Source organism: Streptomyces sp. NPDC005202, assembly GCF_040608235.1.
GTDB lineage: Bacteria > Actinomycetota > Actinomycetes > Streptomycetales > Streptomycetaceae > Streptomyces.
In genome coordinates this window covers 32,910-56,587 of sequence record NZ_JBEXHW010000016.1, presented here as the reverse complement: position 1 = coordinate 56,587, position 23,678 = coordinate 32,910, and the positions used below count along the sequence as shown (strand labels likewise).

15 protein-coding genes and 2 pseudogenes are annotated in these 23,678 nt (G+C 67.9%); 2 read left to right on the top strand and 15 right to left on the bottom strand.

What is annotated here, in order from left to right:
- The 3 genes and pseudogenes from ABZV31_RS22655 to ABZV31_RS22645 form a co-directional block, all read right to left on the bottom strand.
- Positions 1-816, bottom strand: a complete 816-nt coding sequence (locus ABZV31_RS22655; protein ID WP_355896696.1) for a phospholipid scramblase-related protein — start codon at positions 814-816, stop codon at positions 1-3.
- Positions 817-867: 51 nt separating this feature from the next.
- Entirely contained in the window at positions 868-2,919 is a 2,052-nt protein-coding gene (locus ABZV31_RS22650) for a phosphocholine-specific phospholipase C (RefSeq protein WP_355896693.1), read from the bottom strand.
- Between the two features lie 520 nt (positions 2,920-3,439).
- Positions 3,440-3,550 (bottom strand): annotated as a pseudogene (locus ABZV31_RS22645) (phosphotyrosine protein phosphatase); the annotation flags it as partial.
- A gap of 234 nt (positions 3,551-3,784) precedes the next feature.
- On the opposite strand from ABZV31_RS22645, the pseudogene ABZV31_RS22640 reads away from it, so the two are divergent.
- Positions 3,785-3,985: pseudogene (locus tag ABZV31_RS22640) on the top strand (transposase); the annotation flags it as partial.
- 165 nt (positions 3,986-4,150) lie between these two features.
- On the opposite strand, the gene ABZV31_RS22635 reads toward ABZV31_RS22640, so the two are convergent.
- From ABZV31_RS22635 to ABZV31_RS22595, 9 genes are all read right to left on the bottom strand, one after another.
- Positions 4,151-5,377 carry an acetyl-CoA acetyltransferase gene (locus tag ABZV31_RS22635; RefSeq protein ID WP_355896691.1) on the bottom strand — a complete coding sequence of 409 codons (1,227 nt, stop codon included), beginning with the start codon at positions 5,375-5,377 and terminating at the stop codon, positions 4,151-4,153.
- The gene (locus ABZV31_RS22630; protein WP_355896688.1) at positions 5,374-6,966 is read right to left on the bottom strand and encodes an AMP-binding protein; all 1,593 of its coding nucleotides are present in this window, start codon (positions 6,964-6,966) and stop codon (positions 5,374-5,376) included. Before ABZV31_RS22630 ends, ABZV31_RS22635 begins: the two co-directional genes overlap by 4 nt.
- An 11-nt stretch (positions 6,967-6,977) precedes the next feature.
- Positions 6,978-7,604 (bottom strand): CoA transferase subunit B, encoded by a 627-nt coding sequence (locus ABZV31_RS22625; protein WP_355896687.1) that lies wholly within the window; start codon positions 7,602-7,604, stop codon positions 6,978-6,980.
- A complete protein-coding gene (locus ABZV31_RS22620; protein WP_355896684.1) occupies positions 7,595-8,383 on the bottom strand; it encodes a CoA transferase subunit A in 789 nt (262 codons plus the stop codon). The genes ABZV31_RS22625 and ABZV31_RS22620 overlap by 10 nt, the downstream gene beginning before the upstream one ends.
- Before the next feature lie 13 nt (positions 8,384-8,396).
- Entirely contained in the window at positions 8,397-9,203 is an 807-nt protein-coding gene (locus ABZV31_RS22615; RefSeq protein WP_355896682.1) for a hypothetical protein, read from the bottom strand.
- Positions 9,204-9,329: 126 nt separating this feature from the next.
- A complete protein-coding gene (locus tag ABZV31_RS22610; protein ID WP_355896679.1) occupies positions 9,330-11,636 on the bottom strand; it encodes a hydantoinase B/oxoprolinase family protein in 2,307 nt (768 codons plus the stop codon).
- Between the two features lie 28 nt (positions 11,637-11,664).
- A complete protein-coding gene (locus ABZV31_RS22605; RefSeq protein ID WP_355896677.1) occupies positions 11,665-13,791 on the bottom strand; it encodes a hydantoinase/oxoprolinase family protein in 2,127 nt (708 codons plus the stop codon).
- A gap of 27 nt (positions 13,792-13,818) precedes the next feature.
- Positions 13,819-14,232, bottom strand: coding sequence for an acetone carboxylase subunit gamma (locus ABZV31_RS22600; RefSeq protein WP_355896674.1), 414 nt, complete (start codon positions 14,230-14,232; stop codon positions 13,819-13,821).
- Positions 14,233-14,282: 50 nt separating this feature from the next.
- The gene (locus ABZV31_RS22595; protein WP_355896671.1) at positions 14,283-16,211 is read right to left on the bottom strand and encodes a hydantoinase/oxoprolinase family protein; all 1,929 of its coding nucleotides are present in this window, start codon (positions 16,209-16,211) and stop codon (positions 14,283-14,285) included.
- Positions 16,212-17,206: 995 nt separating this feature from the next.
- Here ABZV31_RS22595 and ABZV31_RS22590 point away from each other — a divergent pair.
- The gene (locus ABZV31_RS22590) at positions 17,207-18,796 is read left to right on the top strand and encodes a helix-turn-helix domain-containing protein (protein WP_355896668.1); all 1,590 of its coding nucleotides are present in this window, start codon (positions 17,207-17,209) and stop codon (positions 18,794-18,796) included.
- Between the two features lie 393 nt (positions 18,797-19,189).
- Here ABZV31_RS22590 and moaC read toward each other — a convergent pair whose 3' ends face one another.
- The 3 genes from moaC to rpiA form a co-directional block, all read right to left on the bottom strand.
- The gene (gene moaC / locus ABZV31_RS22585) at positions 19,190-19,672 is read right to left on the bottom strand and encodes a cyclic pyranopterin monophosphate synthase MoaC (protein WP_355896666.1); all 483 of its coding nucleotides are present in this window, start codon (positions 19,670-19,672) and stop codon (positions 19,190-19,192) included.
- Positions 19,673-19,802: 130 nt separating this feature from the next.
- Positions 19,803-21,161: a gephyrin-like molybdotransferase Glp gene (gene glp / locus ABZV31_RS22580; protein WP_355896900.1), complete on the bottom strand. Its 1,359-nt coding sequence runs from the start codon at positions 21,159-21,161 to the stop codon at positions 19,803-19,805.
- A gap of 554 nt (positions 21,162-21,715) precedes the next feature.
- Positions 21,716-22,477 carry a ribose-5-phosphate isomerase RpiA gene (gene rpiA, locus ABZV31_RS22575; protein WP_355896663.1) on the bottom strand — a complete coding sequence of 254 codons (762 nt, stop codon included), beginning with the start codon at positions 22,475-22,477 and terminating at the stop codon, positions 21,716-21,718.
- Positions 22,478-23,678 lie beyond the last annotated feature (1,201 nt).

The window sequence follows — 23,678 nt, the reverse complement described above, 5'->3', positions numbered from 1 at the left end:
TCAGCCCAGCCCGCGCGAGTCCTGCTTGAGCGCCGTGTCGACGGTCAGCGCCGTCGCCACCACGAGGCTCAGCAGCGGCTCGGGCAGCTGGTAGTGGATCTGCAGGACGTAGTTGTCCGCGGTCGTGAACATCGTCTTGGCCAGGCCCTCCCAGGTCTTCGTGATCCGGGCGACCTCGTTGTCGGCGTGGTCGACGATCGCGAAGTTCCAGGCGCGCCAGTTCTCCGCCTTGATCGCGCCGACCTGCTGGCCGTTCGCGTTCATCGCGAAGTTGATCTTTCCGAAGACGTTCTGCTGGACGATCTCGCCGACGACCTGTCCGTCCGGACGCGACACGATCACCCGCGACTTGAAGAACTTCGCGGGCCGCGTGAGCAGCAGCTGCGGCTGGCCGTAGGCGTCACGGATCTCCAGCTTGTGCGTCATGAACTGGTCGAGGCTGGAGACGAACCGCAGGATCTTCTTCAGCGCGCTCTGCCCGACCTCGGTGACCGCGCCGATCTGGTTGCCGTTCTGGTCGAAGACCTTGTACTCGTTGGTCAGCTCGATCAGCTTGGCCTTCTGGTTCACCACCAGCACCGGCTCGCTGAACAGGGAGCCCCCGCCGGGGCCGTTCGGTGCGACCCCGGCCTGCTGTTGGCGCTGCACGCGCGGGTCGGGACCGGCCGGCTGCGGAGGTACCTGCGGCGCGGCCTGGCCCTGCTGGCCGGCATGGGTGTGCTCGGTCCACTGGGAACCGTCCCAGTAGCGCAGCGTCTGGGCCGCCCCATGAGGATCGGGGTACCAGCCTGCAGGTGTGTTCGAATGCGTGGTCACCGGGGCACACTACCGCGCGTCGGCCGGAAAGCAATCAACACGCGGACTCCCTCAGCCGGTCACGATGGCCGGGTCGCTCACGCCCGGACGCCCGTTCTCGACATGTCCGGCGAATCGCCGCAGGAACGTCTGATCGGCCTCGGACGTGACGGAGAGGTCGTACCAACGCCTGCTCGACCCGAGGTCGAAGAGGTGCTTCACCGTGGCACCGGGCCGCACCCTGACCGCCTTCGTGTGCCCGCCGTAGCCGCACGTCACCTTCAACTGCACCGTGCCGGAGCTTTTGTTGGTGAAGGTCAGCTCGACGTCGTCGCCGACGTGCCGGGCGGTGACCTCGGGACCCGCCGCCTTGCCGGGGCCCTTGAAGACGCGCAGGAAGCCGTTCGGGCCGTGCACGGTCAGGTCGTAGGAGCCGCCCGAGTACGCCGAGTTCCAGGTGTCGGAGATGGTCCTGCCGGCCTCGGTGGTGTAGGTCCACGGCCCGTCGGTGCGGTTGCCGGAGGTGACGAGGAAGGCGGCACCGGCGTGCGCCCCGGAGCCGAAGGTCAGCGTGAACTTCCCGGCCTCCGCGTCCGCCGAACCGTCGACCACCGGCGCGTATTTGAGTGGGCGGGTGGGACGCAGGCCGCGCTCCTGCCGGGGCAGGACGGGGTGGGCCGGCGGGGTCGGCACGTAGTCGGGGTGACGGTCGTGGTCCGGCGGCCGGTAGCCGGCGGTGTCGGGCAGGGCGACCGGCCTCGTGTCCTTGCGGGAGAAGTCGAAGGCCGAGGTCAGATCGCCGCAGATGGCGCGCCGCCAGGGCGAGATGTTCGGCTCGTGCACGCCGAAGCGGCGCTCCATGAACCGGATGACCGAGGTGTGGTCGAGCGTCTCCGAGCAGACGAACCCGCCCTTGCTCCACGGGGAGACCACCAGCATCGGCACCCGCTGGCCGAGCCCGTACGGGCCGGCGACGTGGCTGCCGTCGCCCTTGAACAGGTCGGGGCCCACGTCGACCGTGGACTTGCCCTGGGCGGCGGAGGCCGGCGGGAACGGCGGCACAACGTGGTCGAAGAAGCCGTCGTTCTCGTCGTAGGTGATGAACAGGGCCGTCCTCGCCCACACCTCCGGGTCGGAGGTGAGCGCGTCCAGCACCTGGGCCACGTACCAGGCGCCGTAGTTGGCGGGCCAGTTGGGGTGCTCGGTGAAGGCCTCGGGGGCGACGATCCAGGAGATCTGCGGCAGCCTGCCGCCCTTCACGTCGGCCTTGAGCCGGTCGAAGAACCCCTCGCCCCTCCGGGCGTCGGTGCCGGTGCGGGCCTTGTCGTACAGCGGGTCGCCGGGCTGGGCGTTCTGGTACTGCTTGAAGTACAGCAGCGAGTTGTCGCCGTAGTTGCCCCGGTAGGCGTCCTGGATCCAGCCCCAGCTGCCGTTCGCGTCGAGCCCGTCGCCGACGTCCTGGTAGATCTTCCAGGAGACGCCGGCCTTCTCCAGGCGCTCGGGGTACGTCGTCCAGCTGTAGCCGGCCTCTTCGTTGCCGAGGACCGGTCCGCCGCCCTGGCCGTCGTTGCCGGTGTATCCGGTCCACATGTAGTAGCGGTTGGGGTCGGTGGAGCCGATGAACGAGCAGTGGTAGGCGTCGCAGATGGTGAAGGCGTCGGCGAGCGCGTAGTGGAACGGGATGTCGTCGCGGGTCAGGTACGCCATCGTCGTGGACGACTTGGCGGGCACCCACTTGTCGTACCTGCCCTGGTCGAAGGCGGTGTGCCCGTCGTTCCAGCCGTGCGGGAGGTCCTGGATGAAGGCCAGCCCCAGGTCGTCGGCGTCGGGGTGGAAGGGGAGGATCTCCTTGGTGCCGTCCGACTGGTACCAGACCGGCTTGCCGTTCTGCAGCGTCACCGGGCGCGGGTCCCCGAAGCCGCGGACGCCTCTGAGGGTGCCGAAGTAGTGGTCGAAGGAACGGTTCTCCTGCATGAGGACGACGATGTGCTCGACATCCTCGATCGACCCCGTGCGGTGACGGGCGGGCAGCGCGGCGGCGCGCTCGATGCTGCTGGACAGCGCGGTGAAGGCCGTGGTGGCGCCCGCGAGTTGGAGGAATCGACGCCGGTTGACTTCGGGCATGGGTGAGGGACCTCTCATCCTGGCGCACGGATGGCCGGACGTGACGGAATGCGCGCGGAGCGAGTGTTCCAAGAGCACCAAACGGCAGGGAAGGGTCGGATGGAGCCAATGTGAAAGTCGGCGGTACGCAAGGTGCAGCGGCCGGCGGACGGCGCCGCTGCCGGTCCTTCGCGTCCCGGGCGGCGCCGCTACCGGCCCTGCGTGTCCCAGGCCCCGGTGGCGGTGACGTGCTCGAGGCCGGCGAGCGTCGGTCATCCAGAGCCTTGGGCGCGGCCGGCGCCTGAGCCAGCGCTCGTCTACTCAGCGCGCGGCTACCGGCTTCGGACCCGCTTGTAGCCCTCCCGGTCGAAACCGGAAAGGCTCCCCTCCGGCGGGCCTCGGACGGGCGTACCCCGCGGCAGCTGACCGATGCCCTGGCCGGAGCAAGCGACGTGGTGGTCACCACGAGCGGGGCTGACGCGTGCCCCGCCCTGCCGGGCCAGCGACATGAGGACTGGCCGGTGGACGATGTCGCGGACTACACCCGCACCCGGTCCCCGGCCAGCTCCTCCAGGAACGCGGCGGCGATCTGCGAGCGGCCCGCATTGTGCGCGCACACGAACAGCACCGTGGGCGGGGACGGTGGCTCCAACGGGTTCTCGGACACGAGCACGACCTCTCTGGCACGCCGTCACGACACAGCACGCCATGGCGACCGCCACGCTGGGCCGCGATCTCGCCGCAGCACTTGATCTTCAACCTCGGGCCTCGAATGGCTCGTCGTACTTGATCACTCGCATCGCGAACCGCCGTACGTGCAGGCGGCCTTCGGCTGATCACGTGCTCCGACCAAGGAACACACATGCTCAGCACGAAGGCCGTGGCGATGAGTCTGTTGCATCATGCTGTCCGGCAGGAGCCGTTCGCGGAACTGCCACGCTTCCAGGGCGAGTTCTACTCCTGCCTGACCCGGCGCGCGGATGCGTGGTTCGAACTGGCCGACGCCGTACTCTGTGCGGACGGCCCGGTCCGGTCCCTGGTGGAATTGTCGCTGGTGGGCGAGCACCACCGCGGGCATGGGGCTCTACGACGCCCTGGCCGCTGGTGATCCTCGCGGTCCACACCCAGCTGCGTCTGGCCCGGCCACACGTTTTGTGGGCAAATGTTCCGTGACAGAGGTGTCCGGGCCGGTACCGGCACCTCACCCCGGAGATGCTCGCGCACGCCTTCTGCTGACCGGATTCGCGCGCCGTCAGCTCTCGATGATCGTGCAGACGACAGTCGCGGTGCTGCCGCCGAAGTTCAACGTCGCGAACCGACGTGCATCCGCGACCTGGTAGCCGCCCGCCTGGCCGGTGACCTGAAGATAGCCGTCGAGCAGCATCCGCACACCGGTGGCCCCCACAGGGTGTCCGACGCCGATGAGTCCGCCGCTCGGATTGACCGGTATGCGCCCGTCCCGTGCCGTGTCGCCGCTGAGGACGGCCTCGCCGCTGCGTCCGGGCGCGGTGATGCCGAAGTGGTCGATGGCGAGGTACTGCGACACGGTGAAGCAGTCATGGGTCTCGATGCCGTCGAGCTCGAACACATCGCTGATCCCGGCGCGTGCAAAGGCGTCGGAGATGGTGTCTCTGACATGCGGGAACACGAAGTCGCTGTCCGCGCTGGCGTCCAGCTTGTGCTGGAGGTGCAGGGACGCGCTGCGGTGTCCCCACCCCGCGATGCGCGCGACCGGGGTGTGGACGGCATCACGGTTGTCCCGCAGCCAGCGATCGGATACGAGCACGACGCCGGCGCCCCCGTCGGTGACCTGGCTGCAGTCATAGCGCCGCACGCGACCGACCACCCGCGGGTTGGCGGCGTCGTCGTCGCTGAAGCACTCCGGCGGCGTGTCCCAGCCGCGCGTCTGGGCCTTCGGATTGGCCTTGGCATTGGCGATGTTCTGCCGCGCGATCGCCCGAAGGTGTTCGTCATCGAGGCCGAACCGCCGGTCGTATTCCTGCGCGATCTCCGAGAAGGTGAACGGCCACATGTACTCCTGGCCCTCCCCCTCATGCCCGACCCACGACGCGCTCGCCAGATACCCGGCACCGACCTTGCCCGGGACGTTGCGCTCGATCTCGGCGCCGACGACGAGGGCGACGTCGTATCGCCCGGACTCGAGATCGGCCATGGCCGCCATGACCGCCACACCACCGGAGGCGCAGGCTGCTTCGTGCCGCGCGGCGGGGATCCCGCTCAGCTCGGGCAGCACGGTGGCGACCATCGAGCCCAGATGGCCTTGCTTGACGTAGAACTCGCCCATCGCATTGGCGAAGTGAATCACCTCGACCTGCTCGGCCCCGATCCCGGCGGCCTCGAGAGTGCCGGTCGTGGTCTCCTTCACCAGGTCGCTGATCTCGAGTTTCTCCTTGCTGATGCTGCGGGCGAAGTCGCTCTGGTAGCCGCCGAGAATCCACACTGGCGCCGTCATCGTCATCGGTCCTTTGCTGGTGGGCTTTGCGTCTGGGTCCGGGAAGTCCGCGCACGGGCCTGGGCGAGCGCCTGGCGCAGCTGTGACTTGAGCACCTTGCCGTAGTTGTTCTTCGGCAAAGCCTCGAGGAAGTGGTAGTCCTTGGGCCGCTTGAATCGGGCCATGTACCGGCAGCAGAACGTATCGAGGTCCTGCGCGTCCACCGACGGGTCGCCCAGGACGACACAGGCCACCACCGCTTCGCCCCACTCCGGGTCGGGGCGGCCGATCACGGAGACCTCCGCGACACCCTCGTGCCGCAGCAGTACCTCCTCCACCTCACGGGGGTAGATGTTCGTGCCCCCGGAGATGATCACGTCCTTCGACCGGTCCTTGAGGGTGAGATACCCGTCCTCGTCGAGACTGCCCATGTCCCCTGTCCACAGCCAGCCGTCACGGATGGCCGAGGCGGTGGCTTCGGGGTTGCGCCAGTAGCCGAGCATCACCGTGTCGCCACGCACAACGATCTCACCGGTCACACCCGGTGGCACCGGCTTCCCGTCTCCGTCGACCACGGCGACCTCGCACATCGCGAACGCTCTGCCGACGCTGCCGATCCGCTCCAGCCACCGCGGGTGCCCGTCGTCGGCGATGACGTCGCGGCTCAGCGTCGTGATGGTCATCGGGGACTCGCCCTGGCCGTAGATCTGGACGAAGCAGTCCCCCATCACCTGGCGTGCCCGGATGAGGTCCTGGACGTACATGGGTCCGCCGCCGTAGGTGATGGTCTTGAACGCTCCGGTCTCCTTGACCGGAAGTCCGGTCTGCTCGACGTGCCGCACCAGGCGGTTGACGATCGTGGGTGCGGCGAAGAGGGACACCCGCCCCAGGGTCCGGGCGATGTCGCAGACCTCGGCGGCATCGAAGCCGCCGCTGGGCGGAAACACGTGCCCGGATCCGTTCAGCGTGAACACCCCGCTGTAGATCCCCGCGCCGTGCGACATCGGGGCCGCATACAGGGTCTTGTCCTGGGGTCCCACCGCGTCCACCTGTGCGTGGTAGCTCATGATCATCGCCAGCAGTTGCCGATGGGCGAGCGCGACGCCTTTGGGGCGGCCGGTCGTCCCCGATGTGTAGAACAGCCACGCGATGTCGGTCACCGCGACGCTCGCGCACGGCTCCCCGCGGCCCGGAGGGGTGTCGACCAGCGCGTCGTAATCCGCCGAGTCCGCGACGAGCAGATCGACCCCGGCCAGATCGCCGCCGAGGATCGGGCGGATCCCGGCGACATGCGCCTGGTCCGTCACGAGGAGCCGCGCCTGAGCGTCGGTCAGGATGTAGGCGGCTTCCTGCGGGTGCAGCTTGGCGTTGATGGGGACCACGGCCAGTCCGGCCCACCAGGAGGCGAAAAGGAGCTCCAGGTACTCGGGCCGGTTGCCCAGGAACAGCGCCACCCGGTCACCGGGCCGACAGCCGCGTTCGCGCAACGCTTGAGCGAGAGTCGCGACGCGGTCCCGCAGCTGTCGATAGGTTCGCAGGGGACGCGCGCCGACGTATACCGCCGTACGGTCCGGCGCATCATGAGCGGCTCGATCCAGAAGATGGCCGATGTTCATGCCGAATGCCCCTAGATCAGCGGTGGTTCGGTCGCGTCGCGCACCTGGGACTCCGTGACGCCTGGAGCGCACTCCACAAGCTTCAGGCCGGCGGCCGTGACGTCGATGACGGCGAGGTCGGTGATGATGCGCTGGACGACGCGTTCCCCCGTCAGGGGAAGGGAACACGTGTTGAGGATCTTGAACGCCCCGTCCTTGGCGACATGCTCCATGAGGACGATGACCTTCTTGGCGCCGTGCACGAGGTCCATGGCTCCGCCCATGCCCTTGACCATCTTGCCGGGGATCATCCAGTTGGCGATGTCGCCGGTGGCGGAGACCTGCATCGCCCCGAGGATGGCGGCGTCGATCTTGCCGGAGCGGATCATCCCGAAACTGGTCGCGGAGTCGAAGAAGGAGGCGCCGGGTCGTACCGTGACCGTCTCCTTGCCGGCGTTGATGAGGTCGGGGTCCTGATCGCCGTCGAACGGGTAAGGGCCCGTGCCCAGGATGCCGTTCTCGGACTGCAACACCAGCTCGATGTCGTCCGCGACGTAGTTCGGGACGAGCGTGGGCAAGCCGATCCCGAGGTTGACGTAGTCACCGTCCTGCAGCTCCTGCGCGGCGCGCGCCGCCATCTCTTCTCTCGTCAGCGCCATGATCGAGTACCGTCCTTCGCGGATCGCGGACGGGTGGTGAGCCTTTCTATTCCCTTGTCCGCAGCCTGTTCTGCCGTCAGAGCCACCACCCGGTCGACATAGACACCGGGCAGATGCACGTCATCCGGGTCGATGTCGCCTGGTTCGACGAGGTGCTCCACCTCAGCGATGGCGATGGCGCCGGCCATGGCGCATACCGGGTTGAAGTTGCGTGCCGCCTTGCGGAACCGCAGGTTTCCGTGACGGTCGCCCTTCCAGGCCCGCACGATGGCGAAGTCTGCGGGCAGCGCACGTTCGAGCAGGTACGTCCGGCCCTCGAACTCCGCCGTCGGCTTCGGCGGGGAAGCGACGGCGACCGAACCATCCGGGGCATACCGCCACGGCAGCCCGCCCTTGGCGACCTGAGTGCCCATGCCGGTCAGCGTGTAGAACGCCGGTACGCCCACACCCGCGGCCCGCAGTCGCTCGGCGAGGGTGCCCTGCGGGGTGAGCTCGACCTCGAGCTCACCCGCGAGGTACTGGCGCGCGAACTCCTTGTTCTCACCCACGTACGACGCCACAATGCGGCGGATCTGCTTGTTCTCCAGCAGCTTTCCGAGCCCGACCCCGTCGGTGCCGCAGTTGTTGGAGAAGATCTCCAGGTCGGTGATGCCGCGTTCCACGATCGCGTCGATGATCACCGCGGGGATCCCCGAGATGCCGAAACCACCGGATGCGATGCTGGCCCCGGAGGGAATGTCCGCCACCGCCTCGGCCGCGCTTGCTACGACTTTGTCCATCCTGTTTCCCCCCTCAGGTCAGATGTGCGAGCTGGGCCAGCACGGTTTCAGGGACTGCGTCCGCCGGGATGTCCGCGATGAGGAAGTCACCCACCGGGGCCGTGGCGCCCTCCGACCGCCAGTAATCCGGTGGCACTGCGACACCGGTCACCGACCGCCCCGCCACCCTGACTCCGTCGTCGTCACGCTGGCCCAGTGTCCAGCGGTAGTGGTCCGTGATGTTGGAGATCGGTGTGTAGGCCGTGAGATCGACCGCGGGCAGGCGCCCGGGACCGGCCCAGCGCGCATCCAGCAGAAGCAGAGACACCGGAAGAGCGGACAGGCGCCGGAGCCAGTCGGCCACGTACATGGCCATGTTCTCCGCGTGGTCGGCCTCGAGGTCGTCGAGGGCTCCCGCACCGCTGAGCTCGTGCGTGCGCGCCAGCCACAGCATCGGCGAGGGGATCTGCAGGACGAGGGGCGAGCTGGAGGTCTGCGACAGCACGCTCGCGAACTCAAGAGCCTTGCCGGCCAAGCCTTCGTCGGCGAGCAGCGTCTTCAGCGCGTAGCCAGTGCGTGAGCGTGCCGACATCGAGGTCTTGAGCGCGTCGTCGGAGGCGAGGAGGAAGTCGTACAGCGCGCCGAGGTCGAGCAGGGTGGCGTCCGGCTTGAGCAGGGCTTGGGCCTGACCGAAGAAGTTGGAGTAGGCCATCGCATCGCCCCACGGGACAGGTTGGCCACGCAGGAGGACGGTCCGCGCGTACTGCTGATGGTCGATGATCACGGCGGTGCTGCGCCCTGACGGCGGTGCGGAGACGACCGATACGAAATCGAGGGCCACGGTGGCTCCTGAGAGTCGGGGGAACGGAATGTCGGGAGGCCGACGACGGTGGCGGTGTGGTGGTGAGCGGTGACGTCACTCTCCGCTCTGCGCGAGCCAAGAGTGACGTCACCGCCGAACGGTGCCCTAGGACTTGCGGACGATGTGCTCGCCGTGCTTGTCCTCCAGCTCGCGCACGCGGGCCTCGAGGGCGGCGACCTTGAGGTCCCGGCGGTCCGGAAGCATGATGATGGGCATCTGAGAGACCGGAGCGGTGACCCGCTTGGGGCCGTTGATGTCGAACACCGTTGCCGTGAGCTCTTCGGTGTCGTCGCCCCAGGAGCCGTAGTACAGCAGGTCCTTGGGGGGCTCGGGCGTGACGAACTCCTCGACGAACTCGGCGTAGGGCTTGCCTCGCGTCAGCCGGTCCCTACGGGCCTGCTCACGCAGCGCCTTGGTGCCTTCCACATCGAGGACCAGGGTCTCCGGGTCGTAGGCGACCGCGAAGATGTCCTTGGCGACCTTGGGGGTGATGCGATTGAGTTCGAGGTCCTTGATCACCGCCAGCGGGTCCCGCTCGAGGGGATCGCCGTAACCACCGCCGGCGCCCTGGCTGATCATGTAGAGCTCGCCGTCCTTGGCGACGTCGAACTGCATTCCCATGTGGCTCGTCATGTACTGCCCGCCCTCGAAGGGCTGCTCGTTCATGACCTTTTCGATCGAGAGGTCGAACCGACTGGGATCCTTGCGGACCACGTCGTAGACATTGACCCCCTTGACCCTGGCCAGCGGGTAGGTGCCGCAGCCGTAGCCACCGAACATGCCGTAGATCGACGAGAACTTGGCGCCGGAGGTGACTGTCATGAAGCCCCACAGGGGCGTCCCCTCGCTGGCGACGATCATCTCGTAGCCCATGCCACCGGTGTACTTGCCGAAGCCCATGTTGTCCCGCACCAGGCGCTTGGACACCAGCTGCATGAAGGGAACTTCCTCCTCCATGACCTCCTGCTCCGCCATGTCGGCCATGGCGCAGAACAGCGGAGAGACCGCGTCCTCGCCGTCCATGAAGGCCTTGGCGCCCCCCGGCATGCCGTTGAGGTCCGCGCAGAGGTTGCCGAGCTGGTCTCCGTGCTGGTTCTCACCGCCCCACAGGAACGTGTTGATCTGGTTGAACCACGGCGCGATGACGTTGGAGAACTTCTCCGGGTTGGAGAACTGCAGCTTGGCCCACGACGACTGCAGGGCCGAGAAGCCGCGGAACGAGGCCTGCAGCGACTGCCCCATCGGAGCGTCGTAGCCGGCGTCGGCCCAGGTGTGCTCGTCGGAGATGATCTCGATCGGGCTCATCGCCGACGTACAGCGCGGCAGGTCCGGCCACCAGAAGGCCAGGATCGCCTGCATGAACATCGACTTCACCGAACACAGCGGCGAGTTGATGGCGCGGTTGAGGATCTCCGGCCCGGTGCCCCGCAGATCGATCGTCATCTTGTCGCCCTTGACCGTCACCTTGCAGGCGAACTTGATGAGGATGTTCTCCTTCAGGGTCGAGTCCATGAACTGGTTGAAGCGCACCGTGCCGTCGGGCAGTTCCCTGATCCTGCGGCGCACCTCCTCCTCCACGTCCTCGACCGTCACCCGCAGTGCGGCGACGAAGGTCTCCACACCGACCTCGTCGATGATGGCGTCGACGCGCTCCATGATCCGCTTCACCGCGCCGATCTTGACCTTGAGGTCGGCGAGCTGAAGCTTGGGGTCGCGGACCGAGTGCTGCAGGAAGGTCAGCAGGTCACGGCGGAGTTCACCGCGCTCCACGATTTTGAACGGGCTCATCCGCAGACCGTCGTCGAAAGGGGTCTCCGAGCCCGACGGCATGCCGCCCGGTTCGCAGGCGCCGTTCTCGCCTTCGTGGATGGTGGCGGCGACCCAGGCGATCACCTCGCCGTTGCGGATGACCGGCATGATCATCGACTGGTCGGTGTTGTGGACGTTGCCGAACCGGGCGTCGTTGTGGATGAAGCCGTCACCGGGGTTGATGCCGACGGTCGGCTCGTCCTTCCAGTACTTCATGATGTACCGGATCGGGTGGTGCAGGATCGCCGAGAAGGCGATCACGCCGTGGCAGGAGAGGTAGGTGACGTCTCCCGCGGCCGTGTAGATGGCGGTCGTGAGGTCACCCCACTTCGCGCCGGGGGCGGCACCCATCGCCTCGCACATCTCGTAGCCCTCGTCGAGAGCGCCGGCGAGACGCTTGCGGATCCGGTCGATCTGCAGCGGGTCGATGCCCTTGGCGATGCACTCCTGCTCGAGCTCCGATCGCGGCGCGATGTGGTGGGACCGCATGATCTCGCGGTCCGGACCGAGGAACAGGGTGGTCTCGTCCATGAACTGGTCGACCCACTCCTGCTCCTGCGGAGTCAGTCCCTTGTTCTGCTTCTGCTCGTGCATGACGGTCATTGCGATTCTCCCTGAAAGCCGATGGGGACTAGTCCCGCAGGAACCACACCGCACCCTGCGGGGTGGGCTCCAGGCGCCAGCCGGGCTCGACGAGGTACGTGGTGTTCTCGGTGGTGACGATCGCCGGGCCGACGACCCGGTGTTCGTGCGTCAGTGCCGTGGCGTCGTAGATCGGCGTGTTGATCGGCTGGTCCTCGCCGACGAAGTGGACCCTGCGGTGGTTCACCGGGGTCGGATCCGTGCGTTCCCCCGCGAACTCGAGAGAATCGAACTTCACGACGTCACCCTCGACGAAGGACGCGACGCGGATGGTCTGGACCCGGATTCCCGCCTCGGGAGCCTCCGAGCCCTCGCCGTAGCGCTTGCCGTAGATGTCGGAGAAGGTCCGGATCATGTGCAGGACGTCGCCGACACCGTTCATCCGGGTGATGTCGAAGACCACCGCCGTCGTCACCAGCTGGTTGCCGTACCGCATGTCCATCTCGAGGCGGTACTGGACGTCCTCCGGGTCGTATCCCTGGCGGACCAGGTCCTCCCGCCCCTTGGCCTCGAGCTCGCCGACGATGGCGTTGAACTCGTCGTACTTGTCGTACAGGCTGCGGTCCGTCGCGTTGTACAGGACCACGTGGGCACCACGCTCGTGGATGTGCAGCGGCTGCATGTTGCCGGCGCCGCAGGCGGAGAACACGGAGGAGAACGGCGGAGCGAGGATCTTCTTGATGCCGGCGTGGTCGGCGATGCCGCAGGCGTGCAGCGGGCCGTTCCCGCCGTAGGCGAGCATGGTGAAGTCCTCGGGAAGGTAGCCGCGGACCCGCAGCTCCTTGGCGATGCCGATGGCCATCTGCTCGTCGACGCCCCGCTTGATCTCCTTCGCGACGTCGATGACATCCATGTCGAGTTCGTCGCAGAGGGTCTCCTCGATCGCGAAGACCGAGCGCTTGGGGTTGAGCTTGATGAAGCCGTTGGCGTAGTTGTCCGGGTCGAGATAGCCGAGCAGCAGGTCCGCGTCGGTGACCGTCGGCCGCAGGCCGCCTCGGTCGTAGCACGCCGGCCCCGGATCGGACCCGGCCGACTCCGGACCGATCTTGACGCCCTTGTGAATACGGTCGAACGTGGCGATGGAGCCACCGCCCGCCCCGAGGGTCAGCAGGTGGACCATCGGCACCGACACCAGCCAGCGGTCGATCGTCGGCTGGAAGTCGTAGTGCTTGACGCCGCCCTCGGGAACCAGGCCGATGTCGAAGGACGTGCCGCCCATGTCCGTCGCGATCACATTGCCGATACCCGTCTCGCTCGACAGGTGCTCCGCTGCCCCGACACCGGCGATCGGACCCGAGTGGATGGTCTGGAGGGCGTCGGTGGAGTTCATCTGCGCCATGCCGCCCGAGTTGTGAATGACCAGCATCGGCTTGTCGTAGCCGGAGTCGCGCAGGTTGTTGGCGAGCTGGCTGAGCGCGTGGAACATGATCTCGTGAAGGAAGCCGTCGACGATGGTCGACGTGGCCCGCACGTACTCGCCCTTGCGGCCGGAGACCTGGTGGCCCAGCAGCACCGGAATGGCGCCGAGCTCGTGCGGCGGGTACTCCTCGAGGATGATCTCCTGGATCCGCAGTTCGTGCTCGGGGTTCTCGGTCGCGTTGGTCAGCGACACGACGAGGGCCTCGGCGCCGTTGTCGACGAGCTCGCGGACCATGTTGCGCACGTCCGTCTCGTCGATCGGGACGACGATCCTGCCGGCCGAGTTCACCCGCTCCTTGACCGAGCGGATGAGATGGCGCGGCACGAGGGGCTCGGGCCGTTCCGCGGCCGGCAGGTTCTGCTGCATGGAGGGATCCAGTCCCTCGCCGTAGCCGCGTCCCCGTGACAGCGGGATGGTGTCCTCGAAGCCGTGCGTGACGAGGGCGCCGACCTTGGGACCCTTGCGCTCGATGAGCGCGTTGGTGCCCAGAGTTGTCGCGTACCGGACGGAGTCGACTTCGGACAGCACCAGGTCGCGGTCCAGCCCTGCCCGGCTGCACGCGATGTCGAGCGCCTCATTGAAGCCGAGGGCGAGGTTGTGATGCGTCGTCAGGGCTTTGGCCTCGACGTACTTGTCGTCCCAGACGAAGAAGCAGTCGGTGAACGTTCCGCCGATGTCGACGGAGATACGCTTCATGGTGATGGGTCTCCTTCTCGACGGCGGTCAGTGGCGGTGGGCGATCTTGCCGTGGTCGACGTTGCTGCCGGATTCGACGCCCGGGCCGTAGCTGATGGCTTCCATGGGGTCGGTGCCGCGCTCCTGCCACTGGGCGCGAAGGGCGTCGATGTCCCAGAGCATGTCGACGGCCGGGGGGTGGCCCGGCGGCACGTACTCGGTCTCGAGCTGGGTGGCACACCCGGGGCAGTAGAACTCGAGGATCCGGCAGTACGTGGGATCCGGGGAGAAGGTGAACTCGTACCGCTCCGGATCGATGATCGGCTGGTGGATCTCGCGAGGATCACGGTCGTAGACGAGCGTGCCCTCCTTGTAGTTTCCCCGGGCGCTGCCGAGGTCGTGGTCACAGACCCGGCACACCCACCTCTCGGTGTCCAGATCGATGAACAAGTACTCGGTCATCGGAACGCGCATGGTGACCGTTGCCTTTCTTGTGAACTGTGGGTGGGCGGTCAGCGGGTGTCCGTGAGCATGAGGTCGCCCGTCGCCGTGACGTCGAGCTTCCAGCCCTCCAGGACGCGGGCGGTGAAGAACGGTCCCTCGACGATCGCCGGACCTTGTGCTGTGGCACCGGGCGCCTGGTCGACGAGGGAGTACACGGACACCTCGTCCACCTGAGTGGCACTCGAACGCACCTGACGGGATCCGTTGGGGACAGCCGGCGTCGGCGTCGCCGCGGCACCCGAGCCGAGGCTGGGGTGCGGCAGTTCGACGGTGACGCTGAGTTTCAGGGATGCGCGCTGCCCGTCGCTGAGGCGGGGTACGTCGCCCACGGTGTAAGGCGTCTCTGAGACGAAGCTGCCGTCCGCTTCCTCGACCGCCAGGTGCCAGGCGACCTGACACGATGCCAGGTCGTATCCTTCCTGGAAGATGTCGCGTTCGGCCCGGGCCAGCAAGGCGTCGTACACCTCCTTGGCGGACTCGGCGGTCGGCTCGGGGATCCCGCCCTCGTAGTTCTGGCCGATGTCGGAGAAGCTGATCCCGAAGGCCGAGAAGACGGCCGCGAGCTTGGGGATGAGCACGCTCTTGACGTTGTTCAGGCGCGCCGCGCCGCAGGCGCTCATCGGACCGGCGCCACCGAAGGCCGCGATCGTCGTCTCGGCCGGGTTCTCGATCATCGGCGCGAACGACTCGGCCATCCGGGAGAAGTAGGCGGCCTCCATCCGCACGAGCGCCTCTTCCAGCGTGATGCCGAGAGGCTCGGCGACCGTCGACCTGATGACCGCCTTCGCGCGCTCGGCGTCCAGCGAGACACCCCCGTCCAGATAGGTCGCCGGGTCGAGCACACCGAGCAGCAGGTTGACGTCGGTGATCGTGGCGCTCGTACCGCCGAAGCCGAAACAGGCCGGGCCGGGCGCCGCACCGACACTCTCGGGTCCGACCGTGATCTCGCCGTCCTTGACAGAGATGACCGAGCTGCCGCCGACACCGGCCGAGTGCACGTCGCTCAAGGGGAACGAGATCGGCACGCCCTTGACCGAGCCCCGGCGTTCGACCGCGATCTGCGCGTCCTTGACAGAGCCCACGTCGGTGGTGGTGCCGCCCACGTCGATCATGAGGACGTGCTTGAGGCCGTAGGCCTGGGCCAGGGCACGGGTGCCCTCGAGACCACCGCGAGGACCGGAGGAGTACGTCTTGAGCGCGACCGACTTGGCGACGCGCGAGGAAGCGCCGTCGTTGCGGTAGATGAGCAGCGGGTTCCTGACCCGGTGTTCCCGCAGCCGGTCCTCCGCGTTGTAGAGGAAGCGCTCCATGGTCGGGTGCAGGAAGGAGTTGATGATGCCGGACCAGATGCGGCGGGCACGGACCCGGTCGGCCGCGAACTCCCAGGAGTAGAGAATCGGTACCGAACCCAGCAGGTGGCGGGGGAACTTCCGCAGCAGGATCTGCCGCAGCCTGCGCTCCTCGTTCCCATTCGTCTCGCCGACGGCCACGACGATGCGCGCGGCACCGTCCGTCGTCAGCGCATTGACGTGCTGGACGAGGTCGAAGTTGAGGGCCTCGTCGTCCGCATGCGGGTCGACGATGGCGACGCGGTTTCCGACGAGGTCGTCGAAGAGACTCGCCTCTGCCTCGCTCTGACGCAGCTCGTCCACGACGGCCGCGTCGTCGGTGATGAGGCCGATGCGTGGCCCCTTGCGCTCCACAAGGGCGTTCGTGCCCTGCGTGGTCGAGTAGCGGATGTGCTGGGTGCTGTGCAGCAGCCCCTCGAGGTTCTTCTCGCCGAAGACCTCGGCAGACGCCTTCGTGATGCCGTCGAAGAGGCACTGCGACAGGTCGAACGGCGTGGTCAGCGTCTTGGTGTAGGTGAAGTCCTCGCCGTCCCAGACACAGATATCGGTGAGAGTCCCACCGTTGTCAATGTTGATCAGACGTTCCATGAAGGTCCCTTGCGTCGTCCGATGGGGATGCCGTGGTTCGTCTCTCCTCGGGCTCAGGAGGACTGCGGCAAAGTTCACTTCATTCGCCGGAACCCGACGTGTCCCACATTCGGACACCGCCTCGCGGAAAAAAGACCGTCCCCAGCCCTTCCCCTGAGAGATGCGGCGAGGTAATTTCGCGCGTTCACCTTGTATGTTTCACATGCGTGGCGCTTGATCGTGGGCCCGTGATGCCGCCTTCATCCCGTCTGTGGCGGTGCCGCGCGGGAGGGGCGTCGACTGTCGCGCCGGACCGGCCGTCCGGACCCGGTCGCCGTTGCGCCGGGTCGGTGTCCAACCCCAGGACAGGCGACGCGTCGCGGCGGCATGGGCGTCTCTGATCGTCGCTGCGCGGTGGCAGCCCGCCGAGCGGCGGGGGCCGCCATGACGCGACGGCCGGCTGCAAGGGTGGGAGCAACTCGGGCAGGCTTGCCTATAGACGCGGCCGGGTCCGTGCCTTGATACTTCTACTCCAACCGGGGCCCGTACCACCTGACTGGCCGCATCTCAGGTGCGCGGGCATTCGCGCTCGCCGACAGGAGACCCCGTCCGGCCGACCGCGCGCCGGAGAAGGTGTCCTCACATCCTACGAGTAGTCCGCCAAGGCGATGATCATGGCGCCGCTCGGCAGGTCGGTGCAGTCCGACCCGTGAGGTCTCGAGCCGAAGTAGGGACGCTGAGGACCGAGGAGCTGGACTGTGGATGTAGCCAACCGGCTGCTGCGCACCGCCGCTGCGCGTGCCGGCTTTCTTACATCAGGGTCGGCCGACGTGGGCGACGTCCCCGATCTCGTCGCCGCGTCATGGCAGCGCTCGCAGAGCGCGGGTGTCGACGCCCACAGCCTGCGGGCGGAGTACCACAACGACCTCGACACCTCCTCGCGACTCGTCCGCTGCTCCCAGCCGATCATCAAGCGGCTCAGCGAGGAGACCGCGGACATTCCGCTGAGCATCGCCTTGACCGATGCCAAGGCTCGCGTCCTGAGTCGTGTGGACACGGCCCGGCCGATCGGGCTCCTGCTCGACGGCGTGTCCTTTGCTCCCGGCTTCAGCTACGCAGAAGGGCATCTGGGAACCAATGGCGTGGGCACGGTCTTCGAGTCGGGACAGCCGGTCCACATCATGGGGCCGGAACACTTCCATGAACGGCTTCAGCCGTTCTCCTGCGCCGGCGCACCGGTCCGGGATCCGCTGACCGGACGCATCGAGGGCGTCCTCGACATCAGCTGCCTCACCGAGCACGCCAACCCTCTCATGCACTCCATGGTCCGCTCTGCGGCGCAGGACATCGAGCGCAATCTCCTGCTCGACCGGAGCCAGTGTCAGCAGGCATTGTTCGAGACGTTCGTCCGGGTCGACTCGCGGTCACGGGAAGCCGTCATGGCGGTCAGCGGCAACCTCGTCATGTGCAACTCACTGGCCCAGACCCTGTTCGATCCCGTCGAGCAGCGGACAATCCAGGAGCACGCGCGGTACCTCATGGCGCGTGAGGCTCAAGCTGTCGACGAGATCGAGCTGACGACCGGCAAGATCGTCCGGATGCGGGGCACACGGATCGTCGTGGGCGTGGATGTGGCCGGCATGGTGGTCGAAGTCACTCTCCGTAGCGAGAACAGCCCGCCCATGACGGCCAGGGGGCACACCGTAGCCGAGGTCTTCTCGGCGCCCTCGGCCGCCAAGGGGGACACGGGCTCGCGTCGGCATCCACTGCTCGGCCTCAAGAAGCTCAGCGGCAGCGGGCAGTCCCCTTCATGGAAACGAGCATGTACGGATATATCGGCCGCACTGGCCGAGCACAATGCGCTGCTCGTCATGGGGGAGACCGGCACCGGCAAGTTCTCGCTGGTCACCGAGATCTATCACAGCATCACGCCGGGTGGCCGCAGCGTGCTCATCGACGCCGTCGACATCTCGCATGACTCGCACACCAATGCGGTGGAGGCGATGGAGGCCACCCCCATCCCGACGCTGTACATCTTCCGCAACATCGACGCGCTGTCCACCGCCGGCGTGGAACGGCTCGACACGTTCCTCCAGGCCCTCACGGACAGCGAACGACCCGCGTACCTCGCAGCCACCCTCTCGGACGCCAATATCAACTCGGATCTCCCCTTCCGGGAAGTGCTGGTCCACTTCCAGCAGGCCGTGACGGTGCCGCCTTTGCGCCACCGGATCGACGACATTCCCACGGTGGTGTCCCAGTTGCTCGCCAGGCTCTCCAACGGGCGCGAGATCCGCGTCAGTCCGGCTGCGATGAGGGTGATCTGCCGCTACACATGGCCGCGCAACATCCACCAGCTGGAGGAGGCCCTCCGGGCCGCGCTGATCAAGCGTCCGGTCGGAGACCTCCAGCCCGAGGATCTGCCCGGCTACTGCCACAACGCATCACGGCGGCAGCTCACCGGCCTCGAGTCGATCGAGCGCGATGCCATCGTCAGGGCCCTGCACGATGCGCGCGGTAATCGGATGCAGGCCGCCGCTGCGCTGGGGATCGCCCGATCTTCGCTCTACCGCAAGCTCAAGTGCTTCGGCATCGAGACGATCTGAGCCCAGTGCGGCCGACCTGGCACTCGCGCTTCGGCGGATGATCCGCCGCCACCATCCGGCGCACCGCGTTCCGGGATGCGCTCGGCGTCCCGGTGACGATCTGGGCCGGCCGGATTTCGGTTCAGCAGTGCCCCACGGCCCCCGTTTCTCCGGGATCACGGCTGTGGAGCAGGGAATATCCGGGCCAGGTGAGCGCCTGCGAAGCGCAGCCAGCAAGCCTCGCAGGAGAAGCCGAGCAGGTCCCCCGAGCGGATCAAGCGCCGACAACGACTCGGCGGCCTCATCGACGAGTACGAGCGAGCGGCGTAAAAACGCAGGTCGTCGCAGGGAGCCGTGTTCTGGAACCCCACAGGTTGGCGGCGGTGACGACGAAGGCCCGGTAGGGGACAGGGGTCACGACGTACGGCTCCAGTCCCCGGACTTGCCTCCGGTCTTCTCCTCGACCCGCACATCCGTGAGGACCGCGGCCTTGTCGACGGCCTTCACCATGTCGATCACGGTCAGGGCGGCGACGGTGACGGCTGTCAGCGCCTCCATCTCGACGCCCGTGCGATCGGTAGTCTTGACGGTGGCCTCGATCTCGACGGCGTCGTCGGCCACCGAGAGGTCCACCTTCACCCCGGAGACGGCGAGCGGATGACACAGCGGAATCAGATCCGGGGTGCGCTTGGCACCCATGATTCCCGCGATCCGGGCCGTGGCGAGGGCATCGCCCTTGGGAACGCCCTCTCCGCGCAACAGCTCGACGACGTGCAGGGAGACCAGGACCCGCCCGCTCGCGCGCGCGGTGCGCGCGGTGACGTCCTTGTCCGAGACGTCGACCATGCGGGCGGCACCCGCGTCGTCGAGATGCGTGAGGTGACGCTGCGTGCTCATGGCTGACGATGCTCCCAGTGGTCTGCGTGGGCAGACACGGTACCGGCACCGCGGAAAGACGGCAGCCCAGGGCCGATCCACGAACCCCGGAGGTCCCGGGCCGGCCCGACGAAGGCTCGGCCGAGCACGATCAGCCGAGCAGGAAGGCGTCCAGCTCGGCACCCGGCTCGACCTCCGTGGTGTCCTCGGGGATCACGATCAACGCGTCCGCATGGGCCAGGGCGGCGACCAGGTGCGACCCGGCCCCGCCGACCGGAGCGACACCGCCGGCCGTCCCCTCCTGGGTGGGCGGCTCGTACCTGCCGCGCAGGAACTGCCGCTTGCCGGCCGGCGAGGTCAGCGGCTCGCCGACCTCGAGACGGGCCCGGACCACCCTGCGCTCGTGGGGCTCGAGCCCCATGAGGGCCCGGATCGCGGGGCGGACGAACAGCTCGAAGGAGACATACGCGCTGACCGGGTTGCCGGGGAGGGCGAGCAGCGGGGTGCGGTCGGGGCCGATGCGGCCGAAGCCCTGCGGCTTGCCAGGCTGCATGGCGAGCTTGCGGAACTCGACCCGGCCGCCTTCCGCGGCGGAGGAGCTGCCGTGCGGTCCGCCGGCGTCGTCCCTGTCGTCCCTGTCGTGCGCCCCTCCCCCGAACCGCGACAACGTTTCCTTCACCACGTCGTACGCGCCGACGCTGACGCCGCCGCTGGTGACGATGAGGTCGGCGTGGGCCAGCTGCTCCTCCAGGGCGGCACGCAGGCTCTCGGCGTCGTCGGCCACGGCCCCGGCGCGGTAGGCGATGGCTCCGGCGTCCCGGGCCGCGGCGGTGAGCGCGAAGCTGTTGGAGTCATGGATGCGGCCGGGGGTCAGCTCCTCGCCGGGCTGGACGAGCTCGCTGCCGGTGGACATGACGACCACGCGCGGGCGCGGCCGGACCGTGACGGTGCTGCGGCCGATGGCCGCGAGCAGCCCGATCTGGGATGGGCCGAGGACCGTACCGGCCTCCAGGGCGAGATCGCCGGCCTGCACGTCGCTGCCGCGGAGGCGGATGTGCTGTCCGGCCCGGGCGGGGCGGTAGACCCGGACCTCGCCGCCGGCGCCCTCGGGAGCGGAGGAGTGGGCACGCATGGTGGTGGCGGGCCCCCGGCCCGTACCGCCGTCGGTCCACTCGACCGGAACGACGGCGTCGGCGCCGGGCGGCAGCGGGGCACCGGTCATGATGCGGGCGGCCTCACCGGGGCCGACGGTCGGCAGCTCACCGCTGCCGGCGGCGACGTCCCCGATGACGGTCAGCACGGCCGGGCGGTGCTCCGAGGCGCCCTCGACGTCGGCGGTGCGGACCGCGTAGCCGTCCATGGAGCTGTTGTCGAACGGCGGCAGCGCGACCGCAACCGTGACGTCCTCGGCGAGGACACAGCCCTGGGCGTCGAGGAGGCGCAACTCGAGGGGCTCCAGCGGGCGGATGTGAGCGAGGATGTCCGCAAGGTGCTCGGGCACCGACCAGATCGGGTCCTCGGCGGCGGCCGTCCCGGCGTCGTGGGCTTCCTGGGCGGCCGCCGGGCCGTGGCCCGAGGGGGTGGGCACGGCCGACGCGGCGGCCTGTTCGACACTGCTCAAAGCGCTCCATCCCTCGTGACATGACTGCGAAGCCTGGTCCGGAAGTCCGGTCCCGATCTTCACGTTCGCGTGCGAGTCTGACAAGGGCACGCAGACAGTCGACACGGTCCCCGGTGTCGTTGCGGCGGCCTGGAAGACGACGCCGTGCACGGGCCCGCCCAGGCTCCGGGTCTCGGCCAGCGTAGGCAGGGCGTCGGTGAGCTGGATCTCGCCGCCGCGGCCGGCGCGTCGCCGACGGACGGCCAGAGACATGGGACGTGTCCCCTTCACGCTGAACGAGCACGGGTTCACGCTGAACGAGCACGGGCTCGCAACAGCAACGGGTCACTTCTCACGCACGGGAACGGCCCAGGCTCAGGGAGGATGCGGTCAGGCGCGGTCGATGTGGACGCTGGTCGACTTCACGCGGGAGACGGCGGGCCCCGACTCTACGAAGAGGCCGTTCATTTCCCCTCCCGGGAAGTGATCAAGGGCCGGGCAGACGGTGCCGAGTGGACATCACGGATCTCGTACTCGCCGGAGGCCGAACCGATGATCATCTCATCGGCTACGCCGGTGAACAGGCCGTTCTCCACTACCCCCGGAATGCAGTTGAGCTGGCCATCCAGTGCGATCGGGTCCTTGATGGCCTGCAGATGCGCATCGATCAGGTAGTTGCCACTGTCGGTGATCACGGTCTCGCCGTTGCTGGTGCGGAGCCGAAGGTCAGGTTCTGGATAGCCGAGGCGGGTCAGGAGCCGGGCGATGGAGCGTTGGGTTGATTCCCAGGCGAACGGGATCACCTCGATGGGGAGCGGGAACGCGCCGAGTGTGTCGACCACCTTGGTGCCATCCACGACTGCCACCATCTTGTCGGACGCGTCGGCGACGATGCGTTCCCACAGCAGGCACCCACCCCCTCCCTTGATCATGGCCCCGTCGTGGTCGATCTCGTCGGCGCCGTCGATGGTGATGTCGAGCCTGTCGACCTCAGCCAGCATGGTCAGTGGGACGCCCACCTCGATGGCCAGATCGCGGGTGCCGGTCGAGGTGGGGACTCCTACGACGTCGAGCCCTTCGGAGACGGCGGCACCGAGTGCTCGGACGAACCAGTGCGCGGTCGTACCGGAGCCCAGGCCGATTTTCATGCCGTCGCGGACGTAGGCGTGGACTGCTGCGATACCGGCGGCCCACTTGGCCTTTTCCTGGTCGGTGCGAGGCTGCATGGTGCTGTCTCCTGTGGAAGGTCGGGACGATCGCGTTCGGGGAGAGGGGTCCGGTCGGCAGAGCTCACCGGCGAAGCGAACTTCTCGATGACAGTGCAGTTCGGGACGGGGTGTCCCCACGCGACGTGTCGGTAAGTGACTCCAAGGCGTTGTGCGGTGTTGCGTCGATGTTGGTGTCCCCGACGTAGATGGCTTCGTCGGTGGTGACCCCGAACTGGTCGAGCACAGCACGAAGATGGCTGGGCTCGGGTTCGCTGACCGGCACCGAGTCGATCGATCCCCAGCACGACGTCGACGAGTTCGGCGAGGCCAGTGCCAGCCAGCACGTGCTGGGCCCGGAGTGTTTCACCGAAGTGTCGTTTGAACTCGCAGATGAAATGCGACTGGGCGGCCGACGCCTCGGTGGTCTCCGCCTTAAGACGCAGATGCCGGGTGAGCACCACATAGTGGAGCGGGTCGTACATGTAGTCCCGGCTCCCGATCCGTGCCGTCTTGCCGCCCGCCCTGGGCGACCAGGCAGACGCAGCGAGTTCACCGCGTCCCAGTCCGGCGGGACCGGGGAGTCGAAACGGTAGAGGGTCAGACCGGGCCAATCGGAGCAGTTGGCACCCTCATCGGGCGCATATTGGGCGATCGGCGAGACCAGCTCTACGGCGCGGACCGGCTCGTCCGGCATGAATTCATCAGCCATGAACGTACTCCACTCCAACTGTGCCGCGGCTGTCTGTATCAGGTCTCCGCAAGCCAGTCCGCCCACTGACTCGCCCTGGGCCAGAACCGGGATTCCGGCGTCGGCCGGCACCCGCTGCCGCGCTGCCGCGCTGCCGCTGCTGGGGGTGGCTGCGTGTCGGCGGTTGACGGGGGTGCAGAGGTACGGAGCGGCGCGATGGACGACGCCGTTGCGAGTGAGCCTGCTGCTGGTCCCGGTGCTGGTCCCGGTGGGAGACGGAGTGAGGCAGAAGCCAATGCCGCAGCCTGTGGCCAGGAACGTGGCCAGGAACGCGGCCAGGACCTGGCGCCAGGTGAGCTCACCACGGCCGGGAGGGCGGCGATGGTGAGCAGCCGCACCATGATGAGCAGGCACAGTGCCGCGCTGTCAATGCCGGTGGCGAAGAACACACTTCGGAGACGGAGGCGATCGCCGCCACGTCTGATCCGGGCGGCGAGCCGTATCCCGAGGGGGCGCGCCGGGCGTGGTCGG